At 69.4% G+C, this 23,318-nt stretch carries 23 protein-coding genes; 10 read left to right on the forward strand and 13 right to left on the reverse strand.

Annotated elements, in window-relative coordinates:
• Positions 1 to 64 precede the first annotated feature (64 nt).
• Complete coding sequence (locus ABD235_RS19640; protein WP_344176011.1) at positions 65 to 1,027, reverse strand: helix-turn-helix transcriptional regulator; 963 nt, start codon at positions 1,025 to 1,027, stop codon at positions 65 to 67.
• Between the two features lie 62 nt (positions 1,028 to 1,089).
• Here ABD235_RS19640 and ABD235_RS19645 point away from each other — a divergent pair, with 62 nt between their 5' ends.
• Positions 1,090 to 2,220: an epoxide hydrolase family protein gene (locus tag ABD235_RS19645; RefSeq protein ID WP_344176014.1), complete on the forward strand. Its 1,131-nt coding sequence runs from the start codon at positions 1,090 to 1,092 to the stop codon at positions 2,218 to 2,220.
• On the forward strand, positions 2,207 to 2,449 hold the full coding sequence (locus ABD235_RS19650; protein WP_344176016.1) for a DNA glycosylase AlkZ-like family protein: 243 nt from the start codon (positions 2,207 to 2,209) through the stop codon (positions 2,447 to 2,449). Before ABD235_RS19645 ends, ABD235_RS19650 begins: the two co-directional genes overlap by 14 nt.
• Before the next feature lie 7 nt (positions 2,450 to 2,456).
• Here the strand turns inward: ABD235_RS19650 and ABD235_RS19655 are convergent, their stop codons facing one another.
• Genes ABD235_RS19655 through abc-f form a run of 4 tightly spaced genes read right to left on the reverse strand, consistent with a single transcriptional unit; the run spans position 2,457 to position 6,718 of the window.
• Positions 2,457 to 3,308, reverse strand: a complete 852-nt coding sequence (locus tag ABD235_RS19655) for an ABC transporter permease (RefSeq protein WP_344176018.1) — start codon at positions 3,306 to 3,308, stop codon at positions 2,457 to 2,459.
• A complete protein-coding gene (locus ABD235_RS19660; protein WP_344176019.1) occupies positions 3,305 to 4,183 on the reverse strand; it encodes an ABC transporter ATP-binding protein in 879 nt (292 codons plus the stop codon). The genes ABD235_RS19655 and ABD235_RS19660 overlap by 4 nt, the downstream gene beginning before the upstream one ends.
• Before the next feature lie 38 nt (positions 4,184 to 4,221).
• Complete coding sequence (locus ABD235_RS19665) at positions 4,222 to 5,055, reverse strand: hypothetical protein (RefSeq protein WP_344176022.1); 834 nt, start codon at positions 5,053 to 5,055, stop codon at positions 4,222 to 4,224.
• Positions 5,056 to 5,095: 40 nt separating this feature from the next.
• Positions 5,096 to 6,718, reverse strand: a complete 1,623-nt coding sequence (abc-f, locus tag ABD235_RS19670) for a ribosomal protection-like ABC-F family protein (RefSeq protein WP_344176023.1) — start codon at positions 6,716 to 6,718, stop codon at positions 5,096 to 5,098.
• Between the two features lie 310 nt (positions 6,719 to 7,028).
• On the opposite strand from abc-f, the gene ABD235_RS19675 reads away from it, so the two are divergent.
• On the forward strand, positions 7,029 to 8,027 hold the full coding sequence (locus tag ABD235_RS19675) for a hypothetical protein (RefSeq protein WP_344176025.1): 999 nt from the start codon (positions 7,029 to 7,031) through the stop codon (positions 8,025 to 8,027).
• A gap of 19 nt (positions 8,028 to 8,046) precedes the next feature.
• Here ABD235_RS19675 and ABD235_RS19680 read toward each other — a convergent pair whose 3' ends face one another.
• The 3 genes from ABD235_RS19680 to ABD235_RS19690 all read right to left on the reverse strand — a co-directional run bounded on the left by ABD235_RS19680 (position 8,047) and on the right by ABD235_RS19690 (position 11,894).
• Positions 8,047 to 10,287, reverse strand: a complete 2,241-nt coding sequence (locus ABD235_RS19680; protein ID WP_344176027.1) for an ATP-binding protein — start codon at positions 10,285 to 10,287, stop codon at positions 8,047 to 8,049.
• A 93-nt stretch (positions 10,288 to 10,380) separates the two neighbouring features.
• Positions 10,381 to 11,361, reverse strand: a complete 981-nt coding sequence (locus ABD235_RS19685; RefSeq protein WP_344176028.1) for an alpha/beta hydrolase — start codon at positions 11,359 to 11,361, stop codon at positions 10,381 to 10,383.
• Positions 11,362 to 11,495: 134 nt separating this feature from the next.
• Complete coding sequence (locus ABD235_RS19690) at positions 11,496 to 11,894, reverse strand: VOC family protein (protein WP_344176030.1); 399 nt, start codon at positions 11,892 to 11,894, stop codon at positions 11,496 to 11,498.
• A 472-nt stretch (positions 11,895 to 12,366) separates the two neighbouring features.
• Between ABD235_RS19690 and ABD235_RS19695 the strand changes: the two genes are divergently transcribed.
• Genes ABD235_RS19695 through ABD235_RS19705 form a run of 3 tightly spaced genes read left to right on the forward strand, consistent with a single transcriptional unit; the run spans position 12,367 to position 15,253 of the window.
• The gene (locus tag ABD235_RS19695; protein WP_344176031.1) at positions 12,367 to 13,461 is read left to right on the forward strand and encodes a HesA/MoeB/ThiF family protein; all 1,095 of its coding nucleotides are present in this window, start codon (positions 12,367 to 12,369) and stop codon (positions 13,459 to 13,461) included.
• Complete coding sequence (locus ABD235_RS19700) at positions 13,458 to 14,678, forward strand: PqqD family protein (protein WP_344176033.1); 1,221 nt, start codon at positions 13,458 to 13,460, stop codon at positions 14,676 to 14,678. Before ABD235_RS19695 ends, ABD235_RS19700 begins: the two co-directional genes overlap by 4 nt.
• The gene (locus tag ABD235_RS19705) at positions 14,675 to 15,253 is read left to right on the forward strand and encodes a DUF3105 domain-containing protein (protein WP_344176035.1); all 579 of its coding nucleotides are present in this window, start codon (positions 14,675 to 14,677) and stop codon (positions 15,251 to 15,253) included. The genes ABD235_RS19700 and ABD235_RS19705 overlap by 4 nt, the downstream gene beginning before the upstream one ends.
• On the opposite strand, the gene ABD235_RS19710 is transcribed toward ABD235_RS19705, so the two are convergent.
• The 3 genes from ABD235_RS19710 to ABD235_RS19720 are packed head-to-tail and all read right to left on the reverse strand — an operon-like array spanning position 15,243 to position 17,223.
• On the reverse strand, positions 15,243 to 15,653 hold the full coding sequence (locus ABD235_RS19710) for a VOC family protein (RefSeq protein ID WP_344176036.1): 411 nt from the start codon (positions 15,651 to 15,653) through the stop codon (positions 15,243 to 15,245). The genes ABD235_RS19705 and ABD235_RS19710 overlap by 11 nt on opposite strands.
• A 33-nt stretch (positions 15,654 to 15,686) precedes the next feature.
• Positions 15,687 to 16,382 carry an SDR family oxidoreductase gene (locus ABD235_RS19715; RefSeq protein ID WP_344176038.1) on the reverse strand — a complete coding sequence of 232 codons (696 nt, stop codon included), beginning with the start codon at positions 16,380 to 16,382 and terminating at the stop codon, positions 15,687 to 15,689.
• Between the two features lies 1 nt (position 16,383).
• Complete coding sequence (locus tag ABD235_RS19720) at positions 16,384 to 17,223, reverse strand: DUF427 domain-containing protein (protein ID WP_344176040.1); 840 nt, start codon at positions 17,221 to 17,223, stop codon at positions 16,384 to 16,386.
• A gap of 54 nt (positions 17,224 to 17,277) precedes the next feature.
• Between ABD235_RS19720 and ABD235_RS19725 the strand changes: the two genes are divergently transcribed.
• The 4 genes from ABD235_RS19725 to ABD235_RS19740 are packed head-to-tail and all read left to right on the forward strand — an operon-like array spanning position 17,278 to position 20,887.
• Entirely contained in the window at positions 17,278 to 17,865 is a 588-nt protein-coding gene (locus tag ABD235_RS19725; protein WP_344176042.1) for a CGNR zinc finger domain-containing protein, read from the forward strand.
• A complete protein-coding gene (locus ABD235_RS19730; protein ID WP_344176043.1) occupies positions 17,862 to 18,710 on the forward strand; it encodes a pyridoxamine 5'-phosphate oxidase family protein in 849 nt (282 codons plus the stop codon). The genes ABD235_RS19725 and ABD235_RS19730 overlap by 4 nt, the downstream gene beginning before the upstream one ends.
• 16 nt (positions 18,711 to 18,726) lie before the next feature.
• Positions 18,727 to 20,370 (forward strand): MOSC domain-containing protein, encoded by a 1,644-nt coding sequence (locus ABD235_RS19735; protein WP_344176045.1) that lies wholly within the window; start codon positions 18,727 to 18,729, stop codon positions 20,368 to 20,370.
• 7 nt (positions 20,371 to 20,377) lie between these two features.
• Positions 20,378 to 20,887, forward strand: a complete 510-nt coding sequence (locus ABD235_RS19740) for a tetratricopeptide repeat protein (RefSeq protein ID WP_344178692.1) — start codon at positions 20,378 to 20,380, stop codon at positions 20,885 to 20,887.
• 4 nt (positions 20,888 to 20,891) lie between these two features.
• Here the strand turns inward: ABD235_RS19740 and ABD235_RS19745 are convergent, their stop codons facing one another.
• Both ABD235_RS19745 and nhaA read right to left on the reverse strand, forming a co-directional pair.
• The gene (locus ABD235_RS19745; RefSeq protein WP_344176047.1) at positions 20,892 to 21,347 is read right to left on the reverse strand and encodes a rhodanese-like domain-containing protein; all 456 of its coding nucleotides are present in this window, start codon (positions 21,345 to 21,347) and stop codon (positions 20,892 to 20,894) included.
• A 78-nt stretch (positions 21,348 to 21,425) separates the two neighbouring features.
• Positions 21,426 to 23,318, reverse strand: coding sequence for a Na+/H+ antiporter NhaA (gene nhaA, locus ABD235_RS19750; protein WP_344176048.1), 1,893 nt, complete (start codon positions 23,316 to 23,318; stop codon positions 21,426 to 21,428).

The raw sequence follows: 23,318 nt of genomic DNA on the forward strand, positions 1-23,318 counted from the left end.
GGCACGATCGAGTGTGTCCAACGGCCCGCCTCGTCGCCATGCCGTTGCACGAAGTTGCAGTCCGCTACGGCGCTCGGTCCGCATGCGGTGTGATGGCGCGCGTGTAGCGGGCGGCCAGGGTGGCCAGTTCTTGGATCAGTTCGGGTGGGTCGGTGACCTCGAAGTCGGCGTTGAGCATGCCTAGGTGGAGGGCCAGCATGTAAGCGTTGTCCGAGCCGACGGCCAGGACGCACGTCGTCTCGGTGGACTCGAGGATTTCTATGCCGGGCGGTAGGCGCTGCGACAGTTCGTCGGCTGGGGCGTGGACCAGGACCGTTGCTCGGTAGCGCCAGGTGGCGGTGGCCAGGCCTTGGGCTACGAAGTTGGCGGTGTCGGGTGGAGGTTCGCGTGGCGTGAAGCGGGGGCCGGTGGGGATCTTGGGGGTGAGGCGGTCTACTCGGAAAGTTCGCCAGTCCTGCTTGTCCACGTCGTAGGCGACCAGGTACCAGCGGCCGCCGGCGTGGGCGAGGCGGTGGGGTTCGACGGTGCGGCGGGACTCGCCGCCGTGGTGGTTGGCGTAGTCGAAGCGGAGGCGCTCGTGGTCGCGGCAGACGGCGGCGAGGGTGGTGAGGATCTCGGCGTCGACGCGGGATTGCCGGCCGGGGACCTGGACGGTTGCGTTGTGCAGCGCGTTGACGCGGTGGCGGAGCCGGGTGGGGAGGACCTGTTCGAGTTTGACGAGGGCTCGTACGGCGGTTTCCTCGATGCCGGTCACGGCGTTCGCCGTACGGAGGCCGATGGCGACCGCCACGGCTTCTTCGTCGTCCAGCAGGAGCGGCGGGAGGGCTGCGCCTGCGCCCAGGCGGTAGCCGCCGGCGACGCCGGGGGTGGCGTCGACCGGGTAGCCGAGGGTGCGGAGGCGGTCGATGTCGTTGCGGATGGTTCGGGTGGTGACCTCCAGCCGTTCGGCCAGCGCCGGGCCGGTCCAGTCGCGGCGGGCCTGGAGCAGGGAGAGCAGGCGCAGCAGCCGTGCCGAGGTGTCGAGCATGTGCTCAGTTTGCCCGCCAATTGCGGAACGAACCTTTCCGCGTTCGTTTCTAGGCTGGTTTCATGACCGAGATCAAGCCGTTCCGCATCGACATTCCGCAGGCCGACCTCGACGACCTCATGAACCGGTTGACCGGTACTCGCTGGCCCGATGAGCCGGCGGGCATCGGCTCCACACGAGGGCTTCCGCTCGCTGACGTCCGTGAGCTGGTCGAGTACTGGCGCAGCAGCTTCGACTGGCGCGCGCAGGAGGAGCGCCTCAACGCCTTCCCGCAGTACACGACCGAGATCGACGGGCAGACCTTCCACTTCGTCCATGTGCGGTCCAACAAAGCGAACGCGCTCCCGGTCCTGCTCCTGCACGGCTGGCCGAGCGCCTTCACCGAATTGCTCAGCCTGGTCGGGCCGCTCGTCGAGGACGGCTTCGACGTCGTGATCCCGTCCCTGCCGGGCTTCGACTTCTCGACGCCGGTGAAGGAGACCGGCTGGGGCAACCTGTTCCGCGTCGCGTCGGCCTTCGCCGAGCTGATGACTCGGCTCGGGTACGAGCGGTTCGCGGCCCACGGCGGTGATGTCGGCGCCGGGATCACGGGCATGCTGCCGATGGTGGCGCCCGGCCGCGTCGTCGCGACGCACATCAACGGGCCGGGACCGTTCCCGTTCGGTCCGCCCGTCGACACCGACGGGCTGTCGGACGAGGACAAGGCCCGCGGGCAAAGGTTCAACGAGTTCCAGCGGGACGGGCTCGGCTACCTGCACCTCCAGTCGACCAGGCCGTCGACGCTGGCGTACGGAATCACCGACTCCCCCGTCGGACAGCTGACGTGGATCGCAGAGAAGTTCGCCGAATGGAGCGACGACGCCGTACCGGTCGACGAGCTGCTGACCATCGTGAGCCTGTACTGGTTCACGCGGTCCGGCGCGTCGGCGGCGCACTTCACGTACGAAGGCATGCAGGCGTTCCGCGCGTTCGTCGAACAAGCCGGTACGGCGACCGGCGGGACGCTCGCCGCGGGCGGTGCGCCGGTGGGCGTCGCGGTCTTCGCGACCGATCACACCATCCGCTCGCTCGCCGACCCGACCGGGATGGCCGCGCACTGGTCGGAATTCGACCGCGGCGGTCACTTCCCGGCGCTGGAGGTCCCCGAACTGCTGGCCGGCGACCTGCGTGGGTTCTTCGGTGCGTACCGATAACCGCACGCTGAACCGGGTGACGCTCGGGCGGCAGCTGCTGCTCGAGCGTCACCTCGGCACTGTGCGCGGGACGTGGAAGCTGTTGCTGGGCAGGGATTCCGCGACGCTCACCGTCACACCGCTCGAACGGCTGTCCCGCCAGGTGCGGGACGAGGTCGAGGTCGAGGCTCACCAACTGCTGGCCTTCGCGGCCGCCGAGCTGGACGACCGCGAGGTCAGGTGGTCCTGAACCGCCGTCAGAGGTCCTTGCGGCTGAAGGACAGGGCGGCGAGGCCCCAGAGCATCGCGACCCAGAGCACCACCCAGGCGAGATAGGCGGGGCTCAGTGAGGCCGCGCCGAGGAAGGGGAAGGCGTTGGCGCCCTCGTCGTTGGCGAACTGGCCGAGGGCCGACGGGTCCTGGAAGGCGTGCATCGCGCCGCGCCAGAGGCCGTCGGTCGGCAGGAAGATGCGCGACAGCGTGCCGATCCGGGCGATCGCGTCGTTGCCGAGCGAGGCGCCGATGCCGCCCACGACCCCGGCGACCCACGTCGTACCGAAGAGGCCTACGGCAACTACTCCGGACGCCATCGGGGAGACGACCGTGGACAGGAGCATCGCCAGCGTCAGCAGGACTGTCGTCTGAGCGGCGAGGAGCGCCAGCGCGCCGGCGGGGTTGGGCGGCCAGTAGCCGGTCGTGGCCAGGACGACCAGGCACTGTGCCAGACCGGCCAGTACGACGAAGCCGCTGCCGAAGGCAACCAGCCCGAGCCACTTGCCGAGCAGGAAGGCGGGTCGGCGTACGGGTCTCGCCAGCACGGTCAGAGCGATGCCGGACTCGGTCTCGCCGGCAAGCGTGGGACCGGTGAGGAACGCGGTGCCCAGCGCGGCGATCAGGCTGAAGCCGAACATCACCAGGTTGAGCAGGATCGACGCCGTCAGTCGCGCCTCGCCCGAGGTGAGGTTGCCGCCGGACTCCGCGGCCAGGCGGGAGAATCCCCAACCCGACAAGGCGAGCAGCAAGACGGTAAGGATGCCCAGGGCAAGCAGTACCCGACGGCGCGAGGCCTCGCGCAGGGTCAGGGCGGTGATCGTCAGGACTGTGGTCATTGGTCCGCCTTGCGCAGGATGCCGAGGAGACGTTCTTCCAGCGTGATGCGGCCCGGTTCGACGGCGTGGATCTTGACGCCGAGACCGGCCAGATCGCTCACCAGCGTGGGCACGGTCGCGTCGTCGTCGGCCGGGAGCGCCACGGTGATCCAGTCGCCGGAACGGTCGAGCACGGTCGTTTCGGCCAGCCTCTGCGAGGCCGGCGGCGTGACGTCGGTCAGGTGAAGGCGCACCTCGCGTTGGCCGAGCAGTTCGGCGAGAGAGCCCGCGGCGGCGACAACGCCGTGGTCGAGGATGACGACCCGGTCGCAGACCCGCTCGACCTCGCCGATCAGGTGCGAGTTGAGCAGTACGGCGACGTCGCGCGACTTCAGCTCGAGAACGATGTCGCGGACGTCGGCCCGGCCGAGCGGGTCGAGCGCGCTGGTCGGTTCGTCGAGGATCACGAACTCCGGTCGGGCCACCAGCGCGACCGCGAGGCCGAGTCGTTGCTGCATGCCTTTGGAGAACCCGCCGACGCGGTCCCGAGATCGTTGCCCCAGGCCCACGAGTTCCAGACAGGTCTGCTGCTCGGCCTTGGAGACGTCGGCCCGGGCGAGCTTGACGTGCAGGGTCAGGACCTCCGCGGCACTCAGCCAGGGCTGGTAGCGGAAGAGCTCCGGCAGATAGCCGACGCGGGCGCGGGCCGCCGGATCGTGCGCGGCGTGACCGAGCAGTCGCACCTCACCCGCATCCGGTTGCACCAGACCGAGCAGCATCTTGATCACGGTGGTCTTGCCGGCGCCGTTCGGGCCGAGCAGCCCGACGATCTCACCCCGGGCGACCTCCAGCGACACGTCGCCGACGGCCGTGCGCTTGCCGTACCGCTTGCGCAATCCGGAGCACTGCGCCGCGAGATCGGCGACCGCGGCGCTCAGCGCAGGCTCCGCGCGACGTCGAGGACCTCAGCCTTGGACAGCGAGCCGGCCACCGCGGTGACCTCGCCGTCGGACACCCACACGACCGCCGCGAGCGCCTTGTCGCGCGTGGTCAGAACCGTTGCCTGACGCCCGTTCACTTTCGCCGACGAGCTGCTGACCTGGTCGGCCGGGATCGGCAGCGGCAGGGTCGACCCGTCCGCGCTGAAGGTCCTGAGCTTCGTCGCGACGTCGGCCGGAATCCCCGGCAGGGACAACAGGTAGTCCCGCGCCGTCGCGAAGTCGATCCCCGACGAGTGGGCCGTCGGCGCGACCGCGCGACCGACAAGCAGGGCGGGCATGCCGCTCGTCGACTTCCACACCTGCGCGACTCCCGGGCCCGCGTCGAGTCGGATCGGCTGACCGTCGAGCCCGGTAGGTGCCTGAGGCACCTGCTTGCCGAGCGGCTTGGAGGCCTTCGCTGCCGAGTAGGTGAACGTCACGCTCACCTTCCCACCCACCTGGTACGACGGCTCGCCGGTGACCCCGCTCGGCAGCTTGCTTACCCGCGGCACATCCAGACCCGACTGCTCCCCCGCGGCAGCCGCGTCCTTCACCTCGCGGACGCCGTCCGCGCCCGTCACCTTGACGTCGCCGTACGCGCGCAGGTCGGGCAGCGCGACCAGGTCCGCCGCACTCAAGCTCACCGGCGCGACCTTCTCGGTCTGGAAGATCGGCAGCCAGTCCTTGGCGGCCGCCGTACCAGCTCCGGCCATCACCACAGCCACAGCCAGTACGGCGACCGCGGGCCGCGTCACAAGGGTCGTCAATCTCCGAGGCAGCTTCTCCATGCATTGAAGATCGCTCACTATCGATCGAAAGTCAATAGGTTCACGCCGCGAGCCGGCCGTCTCGCAGTTCCAGCGTCCGGCCCTGGAACCGGCGGGCCAGCATCCGGTCGTGCGAGACGACGATCAGCGCGCCACGGTAGGCGGACAGCGCGTTCTCCAGGTCCTCGACCAGGGCCGGCGAGAGGTGGTTGGTCGGTTCGTCGAGCAGCATCAGGTCGACCGGGCGGTGCAGCAAACGGGCGAGATCCAGGCGCCGCAGCTGGCCGGTCGACAGTTTGCCGACCGGGGTGTGGAGGTCGTGCTGGCGGAACAGGCCGAGGCCGAGGAGCGCGCCGCGGTGTTCGTCCGGCGTACCGGGCAGGCCTCGGGCGTAGGCCCTGAGCAGCGACTCGTCGGGTTTGGCGACGACCGTTTGTTGCGGGAGCCACCCGATCCGCGCCGGCCGTCGTACGTCGCCCTGGTCGGGCGCGAGATCTCCGGCCAGGACGCGGAGCAGCGTGGTCTTGCCGGCGCCGTTCGGGCCGATGATGTGCAGGCGATCGCCGGTCCGGATCTCCAGGCTGCGGACGTCGAGGCGGCCGTCGACCTTGACCTGGTGGAGGTCGGCAAGCGTGCCCTTGACCGTGCCGCCTTGTGGTTTCGCGGTGAAGCGCATCGGCGCCGGCGGTCTCGGGACCGGGTTGTCCTCGAGCCGTCGTACGCGCTCCTTGGCCTGCCGGACGCGGGCCGAGATCTGCTTCTCCACGTTGCGTTGATGACGCCCGGCCGGCTCGGCGTCGGGCCGCGGCCCCGAGGCCAGCGTGGTGGAGGCCTTCCGGGCGAGGTCCTTCTGCCGCGCCAGCTCCTGCTGCCACTCGTCATAATCCTGCTCCCACCGCAGCCGCGCGGTCTGACGCGCCTGCAGGTAGCCGTTGTAACCGTTCCCATGCCGTACGACGGTGTGCTGCTCGGCGTCGACCTCCCAGAGCGCGGTCGTCACCCGCTCCAGGAAGACCCGGTCATGAGAGACGACCACGAGGCTGCCGGGATGGTTGCGCAGCCGCTCCTCGAGCCATTCGAGCGCGGAGGAATCGAGATGGTTGGTCGGCTCGTCGAGCAGGAGCAGCTGCGGCGACGCGGCCAGGATGCAGGCCAGGCCGAGTCGGCACTGCTCGCCGCCCGACAGCGATCCGAGCAAGCGGTCGCGTTTGATGGCAGCGAGGCCCAGGCCGTGCATGGCCGACTCGACCCGCGCGTCGGCGGCGTAGCCGTCGCGGGCCTCGAAGGCCTCCATCAGCTCGCCGTACCGGTCGAGCACCGCCTCCAGGTTCGACGGCGCAGCGGCGAGCTCCTCCTCGACCGTGCGCATGCGAGCCTCCAGCTCGCGCAGTTCGGCCAGGGCGTGGTCGACCGCGTCCTGAACCGTGTCGTCCGGAGGCAGGTCCGGGGTCTGCGGCAGATAACCGATCCCGCCGGGCACCTGCATCCGAACCTGCCCGCTGTCCGGCAGGTCGACGCCGGCCAGCACCCGCAACAAGGTCGACTTGCCCGAGCCGTTCTCGCCGATCACGCCGATCCGCTCGCCCAGTGCGACGGACTGACTGATCCCGTCGAGCACGGTCCGGCCGCCCGGAGCCCGCACGATGTCGGCGAGCACGGCTTGAAAGTTGCTTGATTCCCTCATCAGATCTCACTTCTCGGTCGCAACGACGGATGAACACCGAGAGAGGAGTCGCGACGTGGCGTGCTTCAGCGCACGAAAGAAGGCACCACCGACGCCCGGACGCGGCACGACAGCCGACAGCCCGCGACTCCCCGAAGGAATCAGACGAAGAAGTAGTAGTGCATGACGGAAACGGTAGCCGAGCGGACCGCTCGGCCGCGCCCCATTTATCGCCCGGTTGAGCTTCGTCACCCTGGCGACGGCGATTCGACGCGTGCCCCTTTCAGGTGGTTGGGTCGTGACGAAACGACCACTCGGGGAAGGAACCATCGTGCAGTTCGCAATCACCCGCCGCCGGGCCGCTCTTGCTCTGGGACTGGCAGGCCTCCTCGCTGCCGGGACCACGACCGTTGTCGCGGTCAACGGATCCGGCGCGTCGCAGGCCGCGACCGCGGGTGCCGTCTCGGCGACCCGGACGATCACCTGCAACGACACCCCGGGCAGCAACCCGTTCTACGACAAGCCGTCCGCGTCGAAGATCTACGACGGCGCGTTCAGCAAGAGCGCGTCACTGAAGCCGTACCTGGACAAGTACATCCCGCAGGGCATCGGTACCTGGTGGAACTGGTCCGGCCGCAAGAACCTGCTGCTGGTGGGCATGTACCACAAGGGCTGGCAGTCGATCATCGTCGGTATCGACCCGGCCACCAACAAGGTCGTCGGTTCGGTGAAGATCGCCGAGAGCCACGTCGGCGGCATCACCACCGCGCACGGCTGGGCGTTCGTGCAGGGCAGCACCAACGGCATCCGCAAGTACAAGCTGTCCACGCTGGCCGCGGCGATGAAGAAGCCCGGCGCGCCGTACGTGAAGGCGACCGGCTCCGAGCGCAAGGTGTACGGCGCCTCGTTCCTGACCAGCTACGGCGACTCGCTGTGGGCCGGCCGGTTCAACGACAAGGGCCGCGACAAGATGTACGAGTACAAGATCAAGTCCGACGGCAGCCTGGTCACCACCCGCGGTCCGTGGGAGATCCCCACCAAGACCCAGGGCCTGCTCGTCACCAAGACGCACTACATCTACAGCACGTCGTACGGGCGCGACAAGCTCAGCAACCTGTACGTCGTACGCCGCGGCACCGCGGACCTCGACAAGGCCAAGCTCAAGTGCTTCCGCGCCCCGAGCATGAGCGAGGGCCTGACCGAGTTCGGCGGCCGCGCGTACCTGGTCTTCGAGTCCGGCTCCTACGCCTACCGCGGCGACCCGAAGACGAAGAACGTGATCAGCAACTTGCACAAGGCATCGCTCTCGTCCTTGACCAAGCTGGTCTGACCAATCCTCGCGACCGCGCTCAGACTCCTCTGAGCGCGGTCAGCCAACTGGCGATCTGGCTGCGGGACTTGAAGCCGAGCTTGTCGAGAATGTGGACGACGTGCGACTCCGCCGTCCGGCGGCTGATCACCAGGCGCAGCGCGATGTCCTTGTTGGACAGGCCTTCCGCAACCAGCTCGGCGACCTGGTACTCGCGGGCACTGAGCGGACCACGATCGGGTACGGCGGCCGGCTGGGGCGACGCGACCCGGCCGAGAGCGTAGGTGATCGCGTGATCGAACTCGCTCGACGCGGCAGCACCACGCGCGCGAGCGGCGGCGTACCGGTCGGGGCCGAGGGCAACCAGTACGTCGCGCTCGCAGGTCTCGTGCGCGTCGGTCATCAGGAGCGAGCCGAGCATCGACCTCCCACCGACGGCCGGCCACAGCTTCTGGGTCACACCGAGCAGCTCGGCGGCGCGCTCGAACCGTCCGCTCGCGGCTGTCGTCCAGCACAACAGCTCCATCCAGGTCACCGCGCCGGCGATGTCGTTGAAGCACTGCGCCAGTCGGATGCCCTCGGTCAGGTGCGCGGCGGCCGCGTCGTACCGGCCCAGCATCCACTCGCTGAGAGCGGTCGCGAAGAGCAGTGCGCTGCGGGCGAACTTCTCGCCGGACTCGTCGCACAGCTCCAGCCCGCGGGCCGCGATGGCGAGACCCTCCTCCGGGCGGCCGCGCCAGATCTCCGCCTGGGCGAGCGCGGAGTGCAGTTGCCGGACGAAGCTGCTCGACGGGCCGATGACGGAGGTCAGGTCGGCGAGCGCCGCGCGGAACATCGGCACGGACTTCTCGACCTCGCCGGTCAGGAAGTAGTACGAGCCGAGCAGGAAGACCGTGTGCGCGAGGATGTCCCGGTCGTCGTTCTCGCGGGCCCAGGCCTCGGCCTCGCGCGCGTAGGAGTAGGTGGTCGAGGCGTAGCCGAGGAGACTGAGCGCGTACGACGTGATGCCGAGCGCCTTGGCGCGGTCCCGGCTCGGCTCGGGGTTCAGCTCCAGGGCCTGTTCGAGCCACCGGCGCCCTTCGGCGGCGTGACCGCAGAACAGCCAGTAGTAGTGCAGCGCCACGGCGAGGCGGAGTCCGGCCCGGTACTCGCCCGGAGTGCTGAGGCTGAACTCCAGAGCTGACCGGAGATTGGCGTGCTCGGCCTTGGTCCGCAGGTAGGCCTCGACCTGATCGGTACCGTGCCTCCAGTCACTGCTCCACTGCTCGGCGCGGCCGAGGTAGTGGTCGCGATGCAACCGCCGGACCGCATCGCTCTCGAGCTTGCTCGATCCGTACTGGCGAAGGGTCTCCAGCAGGTGGAAGCGCGTCCCACCCTCGGACTGCACGACCGACTTGTCGACCAGCCCGGCGAGGAGTTCCAGTACGTCGTCCGGCCGGTCGGAGACGGCCTCCGCGGCCGCGAGATCGAAGCCGCCGGCAAAGACCGACAACCTTGCCCAGAGCTCCTGCTCCTCCGGGCTGCAGAGTTCGTAGCTCCAGGCAACAGTTGCCTCGAGCGTCTGCTGACGGGACGCCTTCGTGGTCCGGCCCCGGTTGAGCAGCACGAACCGGTCGTCGAGCCTGGACAGCAGACCGTCGAGCGTGAGGACCCGCAGCCAGGCCGCGGCCAGCTCGACAGCGAGCGGAATGCCGTCCAGCCGCCGGCAGATCTCGACGATCTGCGGGCCGTTGCCGTCGTCAACGCGGAAATCGGGTGCGACGGCAACGGCCCGATCGGCGAAGAGCCTGACGACGTCCTCGGCCTGGTCGTCCACGGGCATCGGCGGTACGGCGTACAGGTGCTCGCCCTCGACGCCGAGCACCTGTCGGCTGGTCGCCAGCACGCGGATCCCGGGCGCGGCCCGCAGGAGCAGGCCGACGAGCTGCGCACACGCCGTGACCAGGTGCTCGCAGTTGTCGAGGACGAGCAGGAGCGAGCGGTCCTGGAGGAACCGCGCCAGCTCGGCAGCCGGGTCGTCGGTGTCGCGCAGTCCGAACGACGCGTTCACGACCCTCGGGACCAGTTGCGGCTCCTCGACGGAGGCCAGCTCGACGAACCAGACGCCGTCGGGGAACGTACGGCGTACTTGCGCCGCCAGCCGGAGCGCCAGGCGCGTCTTGCCGACCCCGCCGACCCCGGTCAGCGTCAGCAGCCGCCCGGTGGCGAGCAGGGCGCGGGCGTCGGTGAGCTCGCGTCGGCGCCCGACGAAGCTGGTCAACTCGGCCGGCAACGTACCCATCGACCACCTCTACCGCAGGAGGAAGGCTTCAGGGTGAAGATAGGCCAATCCTGACGGGGCCGCTACAGCGATCGAGCGACCCCGTCGCCGGTGCTACACCTCCAGGTAGTACTTCAGGTCCGCCGCGGCGTGCCGGAACTCGGCCCGCGTCGACGGCAGGTCGCGGATCGGGTTGAGCAGCGCCATGTCGTGGATCTGGCCGACGTACATCACCGACACGACGTCGACGCCGGCTTCGTCGAGCTTGTGGCCGTACGCCTGACCCTCGTCGCGGAGGATGTCGTTGCCCGAGGTGTGGATGATCGCCGGCGGCAGCCCGCGCAGCTGGTCGGGCCGCGCCTGCAGCGGCGCGGCGTACGGGTTGTTCCGGGTCGCCTCGTCGGGTGCGTAGGTGTCCCAGCCATACTTCATGAACGCCTGCGGCAGGAACCGCCCCTCGGCGAACTCCTGGTACGACGCGGTGTCGAGCCGCGCGTCGGTCGCGGGGTAGAGCAGCAGCTGCACCTTGATCTGGGGCCCGTCGTGATCCCGGGTGTAGAGCGTCAGCGCGGCACTCAGGTTTCCGCCAACGCTGTTCCCCGCCACGGCGACCTTCGACGCGTCGAGCCCGGCCTGCGCGCCCTCCCGCGCGATCCACTGCAACGCGGCGTAGCACTCCTCGAGCTGCCGCGGGAACACCGCGTCCGGAATCGGCGTGTACTCCACGAACACCACGGCGTACCCGGTCTCCACCACCAGGTCCCGCGTCAGCCGCTGATGGTTGTCGAAGTCCCCCGCGATCCACACCCCACCGTGCAGGAACAGCACCACCGGCAACGTCTCGGTAGTGCCTTCCGGCCGCTGGATGTAGAGCTTCACCCCCACCCCGTCGACCTCGACATCCCGCTCCTCGACGCTCACGCCGCCGAGATCCACCGCCACACTCGCCTGCAACCCCGCCAGGGTCCCCCGCACCTGGTCGCCCGGCAACAACCAGTACGGGTCCGAGTTCTTGTTCACCTCCGCCAGGAACTCCCGAACCCGCCGCTCGATCCGCAGATCCGTCGCGGCATCCGGCACGTCGTACCCAGTCATCTGACTCTCCTGCTCCACGAGGGGCTGATGCTGTCCGAGTCCAGCACCCGCCTCTCCCCGCAGGCATCCGTCAAAATACGGACAGGCGACGTCGGCTCCCCCGAGATCGCGCTCCTGCGCGATCTGTACCGGCCTCAGTCGCCGAGTTCCTCGAAGAGGGTGAGCTGAATTCCGCCGGGGGTTTCGAGGCGGGCGTTGAGGGAGTTCCACGGGGTGCGGGTCGGTTCGGCGATCAAGGAGGCGCCGGCCTCGGTCAACCGATGCGTGGTGCCGGTGGCGTCGGTGACCTCCAAGGCGACGCGGAACTGGCCGGCGACGCGGCGGCCGACCTCGACGCGGTCGATGTAGTCGGCGTGGTTGGGGTCGGTGATCTCCAGGGTGGCGCGGCCGGCGCCGAGGATCGTGACGCTGCCTTCCTCGGAGGTGTAGGCCTCCTCGACCTCCAGGCCGAGGACGTCGCGGTAGAAGGCGACCGTCTCGGCGTAGTCGGGCGCCGTGACGACCAGTCGCAGTTGCAGCACGTTGGCGTTCATTCCCCGATTCTGGACCCTGACGAGGCGACTGACGAGGAAATTGCCGACCCGGGACCTTTGCGTGCGGCAATGACCGGGGAAACCACACCGCGAACGGGACGGGCGGTGCGCGAAGAGCCCTCGATCCCTGCCCAGCAAAGGATTACCCGCAAGCAGGCATTTGAACGGTGACAATGATGCGTTCGCTTGACAACGCTCGGTGAAATCCGGGTCTTGTGCGCGGCCGAAAAGCGGTGCTCTGATGACGTCGGCAATCCGCCACTGCCAATGGGAGGAAAGATCATGGAGAAGAAGACCGAGAAGCCCGAGCCGCGCAAGATCATGGTCCGGAAGCTGGAGAAGCTCGAGACCACCGTGATGATCATCGCGGACCCGGGCTGCCGCAACGAGCTCTGCGGCTAGTTCGCCGGCGGCGGGGCGCGGGCTCATCACCCGCGCCCCGCCGCGCCCGGTCCTGGGGAGGGGGAGACGCGTGGAACGACCGAAGATCAAGGGGATCCACAAGCCGGTCCGGCTGACGCCGACGCTGGTGAACATCGGGGGCCGGCAGGTCGGCATCGGCGCCGAGATCGACGACGAGGACGGCGCCCTGTGGACGCTGCTCGGGCTGATGGACGGGACCCGTGACCGCACCGGGATCGTCGCCGAGCTGGTCGAGCGCACGACGCTGACCGCCGACGAGGCGGCCGACATGCTGGAGACGATCATCGCCGCCGGGTACGTCGAGGACGCGGCCGCGCCACCGCCGCCGGAGCTCGGTCCGGACGAGCTGGACCGCTACGACCGCGCCTTCAACTACTACGCCTGGGTCGACCTGACCCCGCGTCCTTCCCGGTACGACGTCCAGGCTCAGCTCAAGCGCAGCCGCGTCGTCGTCCTCGGCCTCGGTGGTACCGGGTCCGCTGTCGCCTCGTCGCTCACAGCGGCCGGTGTCGGATCCGTGCACTGCGTCGACTTCGACGTCGTCGAGGCCGGGAACCTCACCCGCCAACTGCTCTACACCGAGGACGATCTCGGCCGGCCGAAGGTGCAGACCGCCGTCACCCGCCTCGGCGCGATCAACTCGCACGTGAAGGTCACCGGCGAGGAGACCCGCGTCGAGAGCACCGACGACGTCGCCCGGCTGATGCGCGACCGCGACCTGCTGGTGCTCTGCGCCGACCAGCCGATGGACAAGATCCGCGACTGGACCAACGAGGCCGCGCTTCGCACGAACACCCCCTGGATGATTGCCCAGTACGCCGGTCCGATGGCCGTCGTCGGCCTCTTCGTCCCCGGCCAGACCTGCTGCCAGGCGTGCCTCCCGAGCGTCAAAGACCGGCTGGTCGACCAGCACGGCTTCGACCCTCAGGAGCTGTTCCCCTTCCAGGGCCACGCCGTGATCGCCCCGACCGCGAACCTCACCGGCCACCTCGCCGCCCTCGACGCGATCTACCACCTCGGCGGTATCCCGCCGAGCACGCTGGGCCGGATGTTCCACCTCAGCCTGACCGACCTGACGTACCACTACGCCGTACGGCCGACGCCGGGCGAGAAGTGCGGGACCTGCGGCTGGGTCGGCCAGTGAGCGAGGACCTGACCACGCGGCCCGGCGCAATCGCGACCGACAGCCGGCTCGCCGTCGACCACCTGGTCGTCCGGCGCGAGGACGAGGACGAGTACGTCGTCGGCGACCCGGCCACCGGCACGTTCGTCGTCGTACCGGAGATCGGCGCGCGGCTCGTCGAACTGTTCGCCCAGGGGCGGACCGTCGCCGAGGCCGGCGCCGAGGTCGAGCGGGAGACCGGGGAGGCGATCGACGCCCTCGACTTCGCCGAGGTCCTGCTGGACGCCGGGCTCATCGCGACCGGGGCCGCGACGGAGCCGGCGCGCAAGCACTGGTCGATCTCGCACATCCCGGCCCGGTTCGTCCGCCCGCTGTTCACGCCGTTGGCGTGGGTCCTGTACGCCGGGTGCCTGGTCACCGCGCTGGTGATGTTCGCCGTCGAGCCGTCGCTGCGGCCGACGTACGAGGACACCTTCATCTTCCCCGACATCGTGCTCAGCCTGCTGGTGACCAACGTGGTCGTTGTCGTGCTGACGATCGTGCACGAGATGTGGCACGCGTTCGCCGGTGCGGCCGTCGGGATCCCTTCGCGGCTGCGGGTCGAACGCCGCGGGATCTTCCCCGTGCTCGAGACCGACCTGACCGGGCTGTGGGCGTTGCCGCCGGCGAAGCGGTACGGGCCGTTCCTGGCCGGGATGGCGATCGACAGCGTGATCCTGTTCGCCGCGGTCGCTCCGCGGTACGCCTGGTCACGCGGGTGGATCGACCTGCCGCCCGGGTTGATCCGGCTGCTCGCGATGGTCGTGCTCAGCCAGATCGCCAAGCTCGCGTTCCAGACGCTCGCGTACCTGCGGACCGACATGTACCTGGTGATGGCGACGGCGACCGGCTGCGGGAACCTGCACCAGGTCACGCGGCTGTCACTGAAGAAGCTGATCCGGCGGCTCAAGCCCGACGAGCAGGTGATCCTCCGCGACGCGAGCCCGAAGGATCTGCGGGTCGCCCGCTGGTACCGGCTGCTCTACCTGACCGGTTTCACCTGGATGCTGTGGTTCGCGTGGCACTTCTTGTTGCCGAGCGCAAAGGTCACGCTCGGCTGGGCGTTCGGCGTACTGCTCGGTGCGCCGTTCGCGAGCCTGTACTGGTGGGAGGGTGTCGTGCTGCTGCTGTTCACGTCGTTCAACGTGCTCCTCCCGCTGTGGGTCGTCGTGCGCAACCGCCGGCAGGCCGCGCGATGAAGACGACCAGGAAGCGCAAGTACGGCGTACTGGTCGGCATTCTCGTCACCACGTTGTCGGTGCTGACGATGTCGAGCTTCGCGTTCGGCGTACTGCTCGGCCAGTTCGGCGACAAGCAGGCCCTGCCCTGCAACGAGGTTCCCGGTACGCCGCAACCCTTCGAGGGCAACCGCCACGTCGCCTACCAGGGCGCTCCCCACGAGCCGTACAAGACGATGCCCCCGACGTCCGGCCCGCACTCGCCGCGCGTCGTCATCCCCGGCATCTACCGCGCTCCGATCGACCCCGAGCTCCAGGTGCACATTCTCGAGCACGGCCACGTCCTGCTCCAGTACGCCGACGACGTCTCACCCGCCGACGTCGAACGCCTGGAGTCCATCGGCCGCCGCTACCCGCGCGACGTGGTCGTCGCCCCGTACCCCGCCATCGGCCGCGGCATCGCCCTCACCGGCTGGCAACGCCTCCAACTCCTGGACACCTTCGACCAGGCCAAGGTGGAAGCCTTCGCCACCAAGGTCCCGACCCGCTACAACCACCAGTGGCGCAACGGAGCCACCGACTGCGTCACCGGATAGGACGCCACGGGAGGTGTTGCAGCGTCCAGGTGTTGCCGTCGGGGTCGGCGAAGTACGCGAACTGGACGCCTCGGACGTCTTCGACAGGCCGCACATCGATGCCGTTGGCAATCAAGCGGTTGCGTTCGGCCTCGATGTCCGCGACGACGAGGTGCAGACCTCGGAGCGTGCCTGGCTCCATGTCGAGCTGGGGGAAGCCGGTGGAGAGCTTGATGGAGACCGACGAGCCGGGTGGGGTGAACTGGACGACCCGTACGCCGGGGGCCGGCTCGACGTCGACGTCGAGGGTGAAGCCGACCTGGTCGGCGTAGAAGGCCTTCGCGCGGTCGATGTCGCGGACCGGGACTGGGACGAGCTCGAACTGGAGATGGCCGGGGGTGACCGGCGGATCGGTGGGCATCGCGGGAACTCCTTGAAGTGAAGTCGAGGGCGGTCAGACGAGGGCTTCGCCGCCGTCGACCGGGAGGGTGTGGCCGGTGACGAAGGTGTTGGTGAGGGCGAACATCACCGCGGCGGCGATGTCGTCGGCGGTGCCGATCCGGGCGGCCGGGCTGGTCGCGACGCGGTCGGCGAACAGGGCGGCCTTCTTCTCGGGGCCGAGGCCGTCGTACGCGCCGGTGTCGATCGTGCCGGGCGAGATCGCGTTGACGCGGATCGGCGCGAGCTCGACGGCGAGCGACCGGACGACCACGTCGACCGCGCCGTTCGTCGCGCCGACGGCGAGCATCCCGGGCATCGGCTTGCGGGCCGACTGGCCGGAGAAGAAGACGAACGAGCCGTCGGCCGGCATCAGCGGCGCGAAGTGCTTCGCGAGCAGGATCGGGCCGGTCACCTTCGTGGCGAACGAGAGTGCGATCGTCTCCGGCCGCAGGTCGGCCAGTACGCCGCGGGCGCGGGCCGACGCGGTGGAAACCACATGATCGACTTCGCCGAGGGAGGCAGCCAGCGCGGCGATCGAGGATTCGTCAGTCAGGTCGACTTGGGCTCGAGTGAAGGGATGAGAGCTGCCGTCGAGTGTGCGGCCCGCGAGGACCACCTCAGCGCCTTCTGCTACCAAGGCTTCGACGGTCGCGAGAGCGATGCCGCTCGGGCGGCCGACGACCAGAACAGTGCGGTTCTTCAGACTCATCTCAGTGCTTCCCGTCGGTGATGTCGCGGTCGATGCCGTGGGGGCGGACCTGTTGGCCGGGCTCGAGGTGCTGCCGGACACCGTCCAGGAAGACCTCGACCTTGTCGGCCTCGAACGAGACCAGGTCGCGGACCCGCCCGACCTCGTCGTACGCGTCCCGGTACGACCAGGCCGCGCGCCCGGCGTCGCCGATGTCGTAGTAGTCGGCCATTCCCTTGTACGGGCAGAACGTCTGCCCTTCGACCGGTGTCAGCTCGCCGTCGGCGATGTCTTCGCGCGGTACGTACCAGCGCGGCGCGAAGCCCGACTCGTACAGGACGACCGGACGGTCGGTCGCCGCGACGACGCGGTCTCCGACGCGCACCTCCAGCCGCCGCGACGTGTTCCGGATGTCGATCCGGTGGTACTGGTCCGCCGCGTGCCCGAGGATCCGCTCGTCCTCCTCGTAGAACGCGTCCATCGCCCGCCACGCGAACGCGACCCGGCCGGCCAGCTCGTCGGCGTACTTCGGAAGGTCGACGTGCTGCCAGGCGGCGCGGTCGGTGGTGCCGACCGTGTACCAGGTGGTCGTCCCGAGATCGCGGTGCTGGGTCTGGCGTGGCGCCTCGGTCAGGACCTCGGCGTCGACGTCGGCGAGCGGGAAGTAGGCGACCGGGTAGCGGCCGGGCTCGTGCAGCAGGATCACGTCCTCGCTGTCGGCGATCCACTCACCGGCGTACCGGACGCGCATCCGGCGACGCAGGCGTTCGGCGTACAGGAGTCGTTCCGGGAGGGGGGCAGGGGTGAGGAAGCGGCCGACCGCGGTGCCGCCGAGGGGGCCTTGTTGCCAGAACAGTCCCATGAGACTTTCCTCCTAATGTTGAAATGATGGAGTAAGTATTAGTACGATGGTGACATGAGCACAAGGCCTAATGTCAACGAGCTGCTGGAAGCAGGTTTCGGCATGGGTGGCGAGCGACTCGCCGCTCTGGACCTGGTCGACACGGAGATGCTGGTCCCGGACCCGACGATCGACCTGTTGGCGCCGGACGGGCAGTTCGACAAGTGGTGGGCACTGCAGGCCGGCCGCCTTCCTGAGGGCCCGATCCCGGATGCGGCGGCGACCCGGCGGATCCGCGCGGCGGTGCGCGAGGTGCTCGACGCCCACCTCGCCGCCCGCAAGCCGCAGCCGACCGCGATCGAGGACCTGAACGCGGCCTCCGCCTCGGCGCCGCAGAGTGTTCGGCTCAGCGCGGACGGACAGCTCGAGGTCCGCTACCACCCGGAGTACGGCGGGAACGCCAAGCTCGCGGCGATCGCCCGCGAGACGATCGAGCTGCTCGCCGACGCGGAGCAGCTCGCACTCCTGCGGCGCTGCGCGAACCCGGAGTGCTCGATGGTGTTCCTGGCGGAGCACAAGCGCCGCCAGTGGTGCGTCGGATCGATCTGCGGCAACCGCACCCGCGTCGCCCGCCACTACGAGAAGACGAGGAAGCACTCATGACCGCTCTCGACCATCGTGGGCTTACCGATCGTGTACCGGCCGTCGGCTTCCACGCGGGTGAGCTGGCCGTCCAGCGCAAGGCCGGTGTCGCGTACGACGCCTCCCGGCTGGAAGGCATGCTGCGTCCGCCCCTGCTCGACGGCGGCGCGGCGAAGTTTTTGGCCCAGCGCGAGTTCGCCGTGATCACGGCGCGCGACACCGACGGACGGCTGTGGACCTCGCCCCTGCACGGACCGGCCGGCTTCCTCGACGCGAGCGGTACGACGCTGACCGTGCACGCGGCGCCGCCGGCCGGCGATCCGCTGCACTTGATGCCGGCCGACCAGTCCGCCGGGCTGATCGTGATCGAGTTCGCGATCCGCCGCCGCTTCCGCGTGAACGGCACGCTCACGGTCAGTACGGCGGACACGCTGGAGCTGACCGCCGACCAGGCGTACGGCAACTGCCCGCAGTACATCCACCCCAGACCGTTGCCTCCGGCAACCGAAGGACCGGCGACCCAGGTCGCCGACGGCCTGCTCGGGCGGGAGCTGATCGAGCGGTCCGACACGTTCTTCCTCGGCACGACGCACGCCGAGCGGGGCGCGGACAGCTCGCACAAGGGCGGCACGGTGCACCTGGACGGTGACGAGCTGTGGTGGGCCGACCAGCCGGGCAACAACATGTTCAACAGCCTCGGCAACCTCGCGGTCGACCCGACGGCTTCCTTGCTGTTCGTCGACTTTTCGTCCGGAGCCTCGCTTCAGCTGTCCGGGAAGGCGACCATCGACTGGGACGTTCCCACCGAAACGGGTCGCGCCGTCCGCTTCACCACGGACCGGTCGGTGCTGACCGGCTCCGTCTGACCGCTGGAGGAACGTGATGGCAACGCTCGTCTCGCTCAACGTCGGGATGCCGAAGAACGTCGAGTGGCAGGGCCGGACCGTCCACACCGGGGTGTGGAAGTCGGCGGTCGAGGGACCGCGGATGGTCCGCCGGCTGAACGTCGACGGCGACGGCCAGGGTGATCTCGGAGGCCACGGCGGCGAGATCCGCGCCGTCCTGGTCTACCAGCTCGACTCGTACCGGCACTGGCAGGAGCACTTCGGCCGCTACGACTTCGAGTACGGCGCCTTCGGGGAGAATTTCACCGTCGACGGGCTGCCCGACCACGAGGTCTGCGTCGGCGACCGGTACCGGATCGGTACGGCGGAGTTCGAGGTCACCCAGCCGCGGGTCACGTGCTACCGCGTGGGGATGCGAATGGGAGAGCCCGAGCTGCCGTCGTTGCTGGTCGCGCATCGCCGGCCGGGGTTCTACCTGCGCGTGATCACCGAGGGCATGGTCGAAGCGGGCGACGAGATCGTCCGGACCAGGGTCGGCCCGGAGGCGCTGTCGGTCGCGGACGTCGACGGCCTGCTCTACCTGCCGCACCGCGACGAGGAGAAGCTGCGCGCGACGCTGCGGATCCCGGCGCTGAGTCCGGGCTGGCAGCAGTCCTTCCGCGAACTGGTGGACAAGGCCGACGAGAAGGAGCCGGTCAAAGCTGCCTGGACTGGGTTCAAACCGCTCGAGGTGCAACAAGTCGTGCGCGAAAGTCCGTCGGTCGTCTCCGTCCTGCTCGGCGGCGACGAACTGCCGTCGTACCGGCCGGGACAGTACCTGACCGTCCGGGTCCCAGGCCCGGCCGTCCGCAGCTACTCCCTCTCGTCAGCACCGGGAGGTGCGGCCTACCGGATCAGCGTCAAGCGCGACGGGCTGGCCAGCAGGTACATCCACGAGCAGCTGACCGCGGGGATGACGCTCGACGTGGCGGCGCCGCGGGGCGACTTCGTACTGGAGGAGGGCGACGGGCCGGTCCTGCTCGTCTCCGGCGGCATCGGGATCACGCCGGTACTGGCGATGCTGCACACCCTCGCGACCGCCGAGAAGACCCGGCCGGTCTGGTGGATCCACGTGACCCGCGATCCCGCGTTCTCCTCCGAGGTCGACGAGCTGCTCGACGCGCTGCCGGACATGCACCGCTACGTCTGGACGCACGGGCGCCCGACGCCCGACGAGCTGCGGGCGCTCGGCGTACCGAAGGACGCGACGGCGTACATCTGCGGCCCGACCGCGTTCATGGACGACCTGCGCGGGCTTCTCGCGGAGTCGGGTATCGCGGCCGATCACATCCACACCGAGCTGTTCGGCACGCTGCCGCCGATCAACCCGGGACTTGTCGGGCAGACCGTCGTACCTCCGCACGCTCCTGCGGGCGATCCCGGCACCGGTCCGCTGGTCACGTTCGCCCGGAGCGGGCTGTCGGTGCCCTGGTCCGAGCAGTACGGGTCGCTCCTGGAGCTGGCCGAGGCGTGCGACGTACCGGCGCGCTGGTCCTGCCGGACGGGCGTCTGCCACACCTGCGTGACCGATCTGGTCGCGGGCGACGTCGCCTACTCTCCCGACCCGCTCGAGCCGGCGCCGCTCGGCCAGGTGCTCCCGTGCTGCGCGCGACCGGCCGACGACGTGGTGATCGACCTGTAGGGGCATGATGGTTGCCGTGAGTGAAGAGCTGACGCCGGAGCTGGCGGCGACCATCGAGGAAGCGTTCGCACGACGGAACCGGGCGAACATGGCGCCGACGATCGCGTTCTTCGAGGACCTGCTGCGCGAGCACCCGGACAACCCGTACGTGCTGTACGAGGTCGGCGGCTCCTACGACACCGACGGCCAGGAGGAGCGCGCGCTCGTGTACTACGAACGCGCGCTGCCCGGCCTGAACGGCGACACCAAACGCCGCTGCCTGCTCCAGTACGGCAGCACCCTGCGCAACCTCGGTCGGTTCGACGAGTCGCTCGAGGTGTTCACCAAGGCCTGCCAGGAGTTCCCGGAGTCGGACTCGCTGCGCGTCTTCAAGGCCCTCACGCTGAACGCCGCCGGCCGCAAGGACAAGGCGCTCGCCTCGCTCCTGCTGGTGATCGCCGATCGCGTCGACACCGCCGAGCTCAAGCGCTACGAGGCCGCGATCCGCGGCAACGCGGACTACCTCGCCTCACACTGAGCCATCAACAGGCGCAGGCGACGCCGCGCGGTGCGACCAGGGGGTCCACCGCCTGGCGGTTGGTCCCCTCGGCGGTCTCCACCGGAAGGCCTTCGCGGGTCCAGTACTCGAAGCCGCCGAGCATCTCCTTCACCGGGTGCCCGAGCTTGGCGAACTCCAGCGCCGCCCTGGTCGCGCCGTTGCAGCCAGGACCCCAGCAGTAGGTGACGACGGGAGTGCCGGCCGGTACGACGGTCGCCGCGCGCGCCTGGATCTCCCGTGTGGGCAGGTGGATCGCGCCGGGCACGTGGCCCTGGTCCCAGCTCTCCTGACTGCGGGTGTCGATCAGCATCCAGCCTTTGACCCCGGCGCCAATGTCGGCGGCCACGTCGGAGCAGTCGGTCTCGAAGGCGAGCCGGGCGGCGAAGTGCTCGACAGCGGCCTGCGACGGGGCCGGTGGGACCTGGAGAACTGCTGACATGGTGGCTCCTTCACGAGAGGGAGCCCTCAGCGTCGCGGACCGGCGTACGGCGAGGAAAGTGGCAGGAAAGCCGTCGTACTACGAATTACTGCCATTGCGCGCGACGACCATCGCCCGGGCGCGAGCGGTCTTGATCGCCTTGGTCAGCGTCTCGATGTCGTACGCGCCGTAGTGCCGCTGGCCGTTGATGAAGAACGTCGGGGTGCCGGAGACGCCGCTCAGGTCGGCGGTCTCGACATCGCGCGCGACCCGACCGGCCGCGACGTGCCGCTTGACCTCGTCGTGAACGCGGTCGTTGTCCAGACCGAGCTCCTTGGCGTACCGCATCAGGTCGGCGGGCTGGAGCTTGTCCTGGTTCGCGAGCAGCAGGTCGTGCATCTCCCAGAACTTGCCCTGCGCCGCCGCGGCCTCGGACACCTCGGCCGCGATCTGTGCCCGCGGGTGCACGTCGGTCAGCGGCAGGTGCCGCCACACGTAGCGCAGGTCGTCGTCCTTGAGCAGGTCGCGGACGACGGTCTCCGCCAGTCCGCAGTACGGGCACTCGAAGTCGCCGTACTCGACCAGCGTCACCGACGCGTTCTCCGGGCCGCGGACGTGGTCGGCGAACTGGTCGACGGCGTCGACGAGGTCGACCAGCTGCTCGGCGTCACCGAGCATCGCGGCCGCCTTCTTCGGCGGGGAGAGCAGCTTCGCCAGCCGGAAGACCGTCCAGGTCACCGCCGACGCGATCACCAGCGTGGACAGCAGGCCGACCTTCGCCTCGGCCAGCGCGTCACCCTCGAACGCCAACGTTGCGATCAGCAACGACACGGTGAACCCGATGCCGGCGATCGTGCCGCTGCCGAGCACGCCGACCCAGCCGACCAGCGGCTTGACCTTGCCCTTGGTGAACCGGGCCAGCGCCCACGAGCTGACCGTGACCGCGATCGGCTTGCCGAGCGTGTAGCCGAAGATGATGCCGAGCGTGATCGGCGACGTGAAGGCCCGGCCCAGGAAGTCCAGGTCGATCTGGATCCCGGCGTTGGCCAGGCCGAACAGCGGGACGATCAGGTAGCTGGTCCACGGGTGGTAGAAGTGCTGGAGCCGGTCGTTCGGCGACAGCGTCTGGGTCAGCCCGAGCGTCGCGCTGCGCGCCAGCTCCGGCGTCGGCTGCTCGCGGAACAGCCGGAACAGGCCGCTCGCCTGCTCCAGGTCGTCACGGCCCGGCGAGTACGCCGGCGCCATCAGCCCGATCGCGAGACCGGCGACCACAGGGTCGACGCCCGAGGTCAGCAGCGCGGCCCAGGTGAGAATGCCAAGAAACACGTAGTAGAAGGGGTTGCGGACCCCGGCCAGCGAGAGCGCGAAGATGATGCCGAACGCAATGATTGCCGCGAGCAACGGCATCATCGAGATGTCCTCGCTGTAGACGACCGCGATCACCAGCAGGGCGATCAGGTCGTCGACCACGAACACGGTCAGCAGGAACACCCGGACCCGGTCCGGCACCCCGCGGCCGACGAGCGCCAGCAGGCCGAGCGCGAGCGCGGTGTCGGTGGACATCGCGACGCCCCAGCCGTGCCTGCCCTCGCCGCCGGCGTTGAACGCGACGAAGATCAGGATCGGCAGGATCATCCCCGCTACGCCGGCCACCACCGGCAGCACGAACCGGCTTCGCTCGCGCAGGTCGCCCAGGTCGAACTCGCGCCGCGCCTCCAGCCCGACGACCAGGAAGAACAGCGTCATCAGCCCGCTGTTGATCCAGTCCCGCAGGTCGAGGCTCAGCTCCTCCTGGCCGAGCTTCAGCGCGAAGTCGGTGTGCCAGAAACTCGTGTACGTGTCCGGCATCAGGTTGGCCCAGAGCAGCGCGAGCACGATCGCCGCCACGAGCACGCCGGAACTGCCCGCCTCGGTCCGCAGGAACGCCCGCATCGGCGTCGCGATCCCGCGGGTCCACAACGAGCGGCCGCTCAGCCGCGTCTGGTCGGACAC

This window comes from Kribbella lupini (genome assembly GCF_039529595.1).
Taxonomy (GTDB): Bacteria; Actinomycetota; Actinomycetes; order Propionibacteriales; family Kribbellaceae; genus Kribbella; species Kribbella lupini.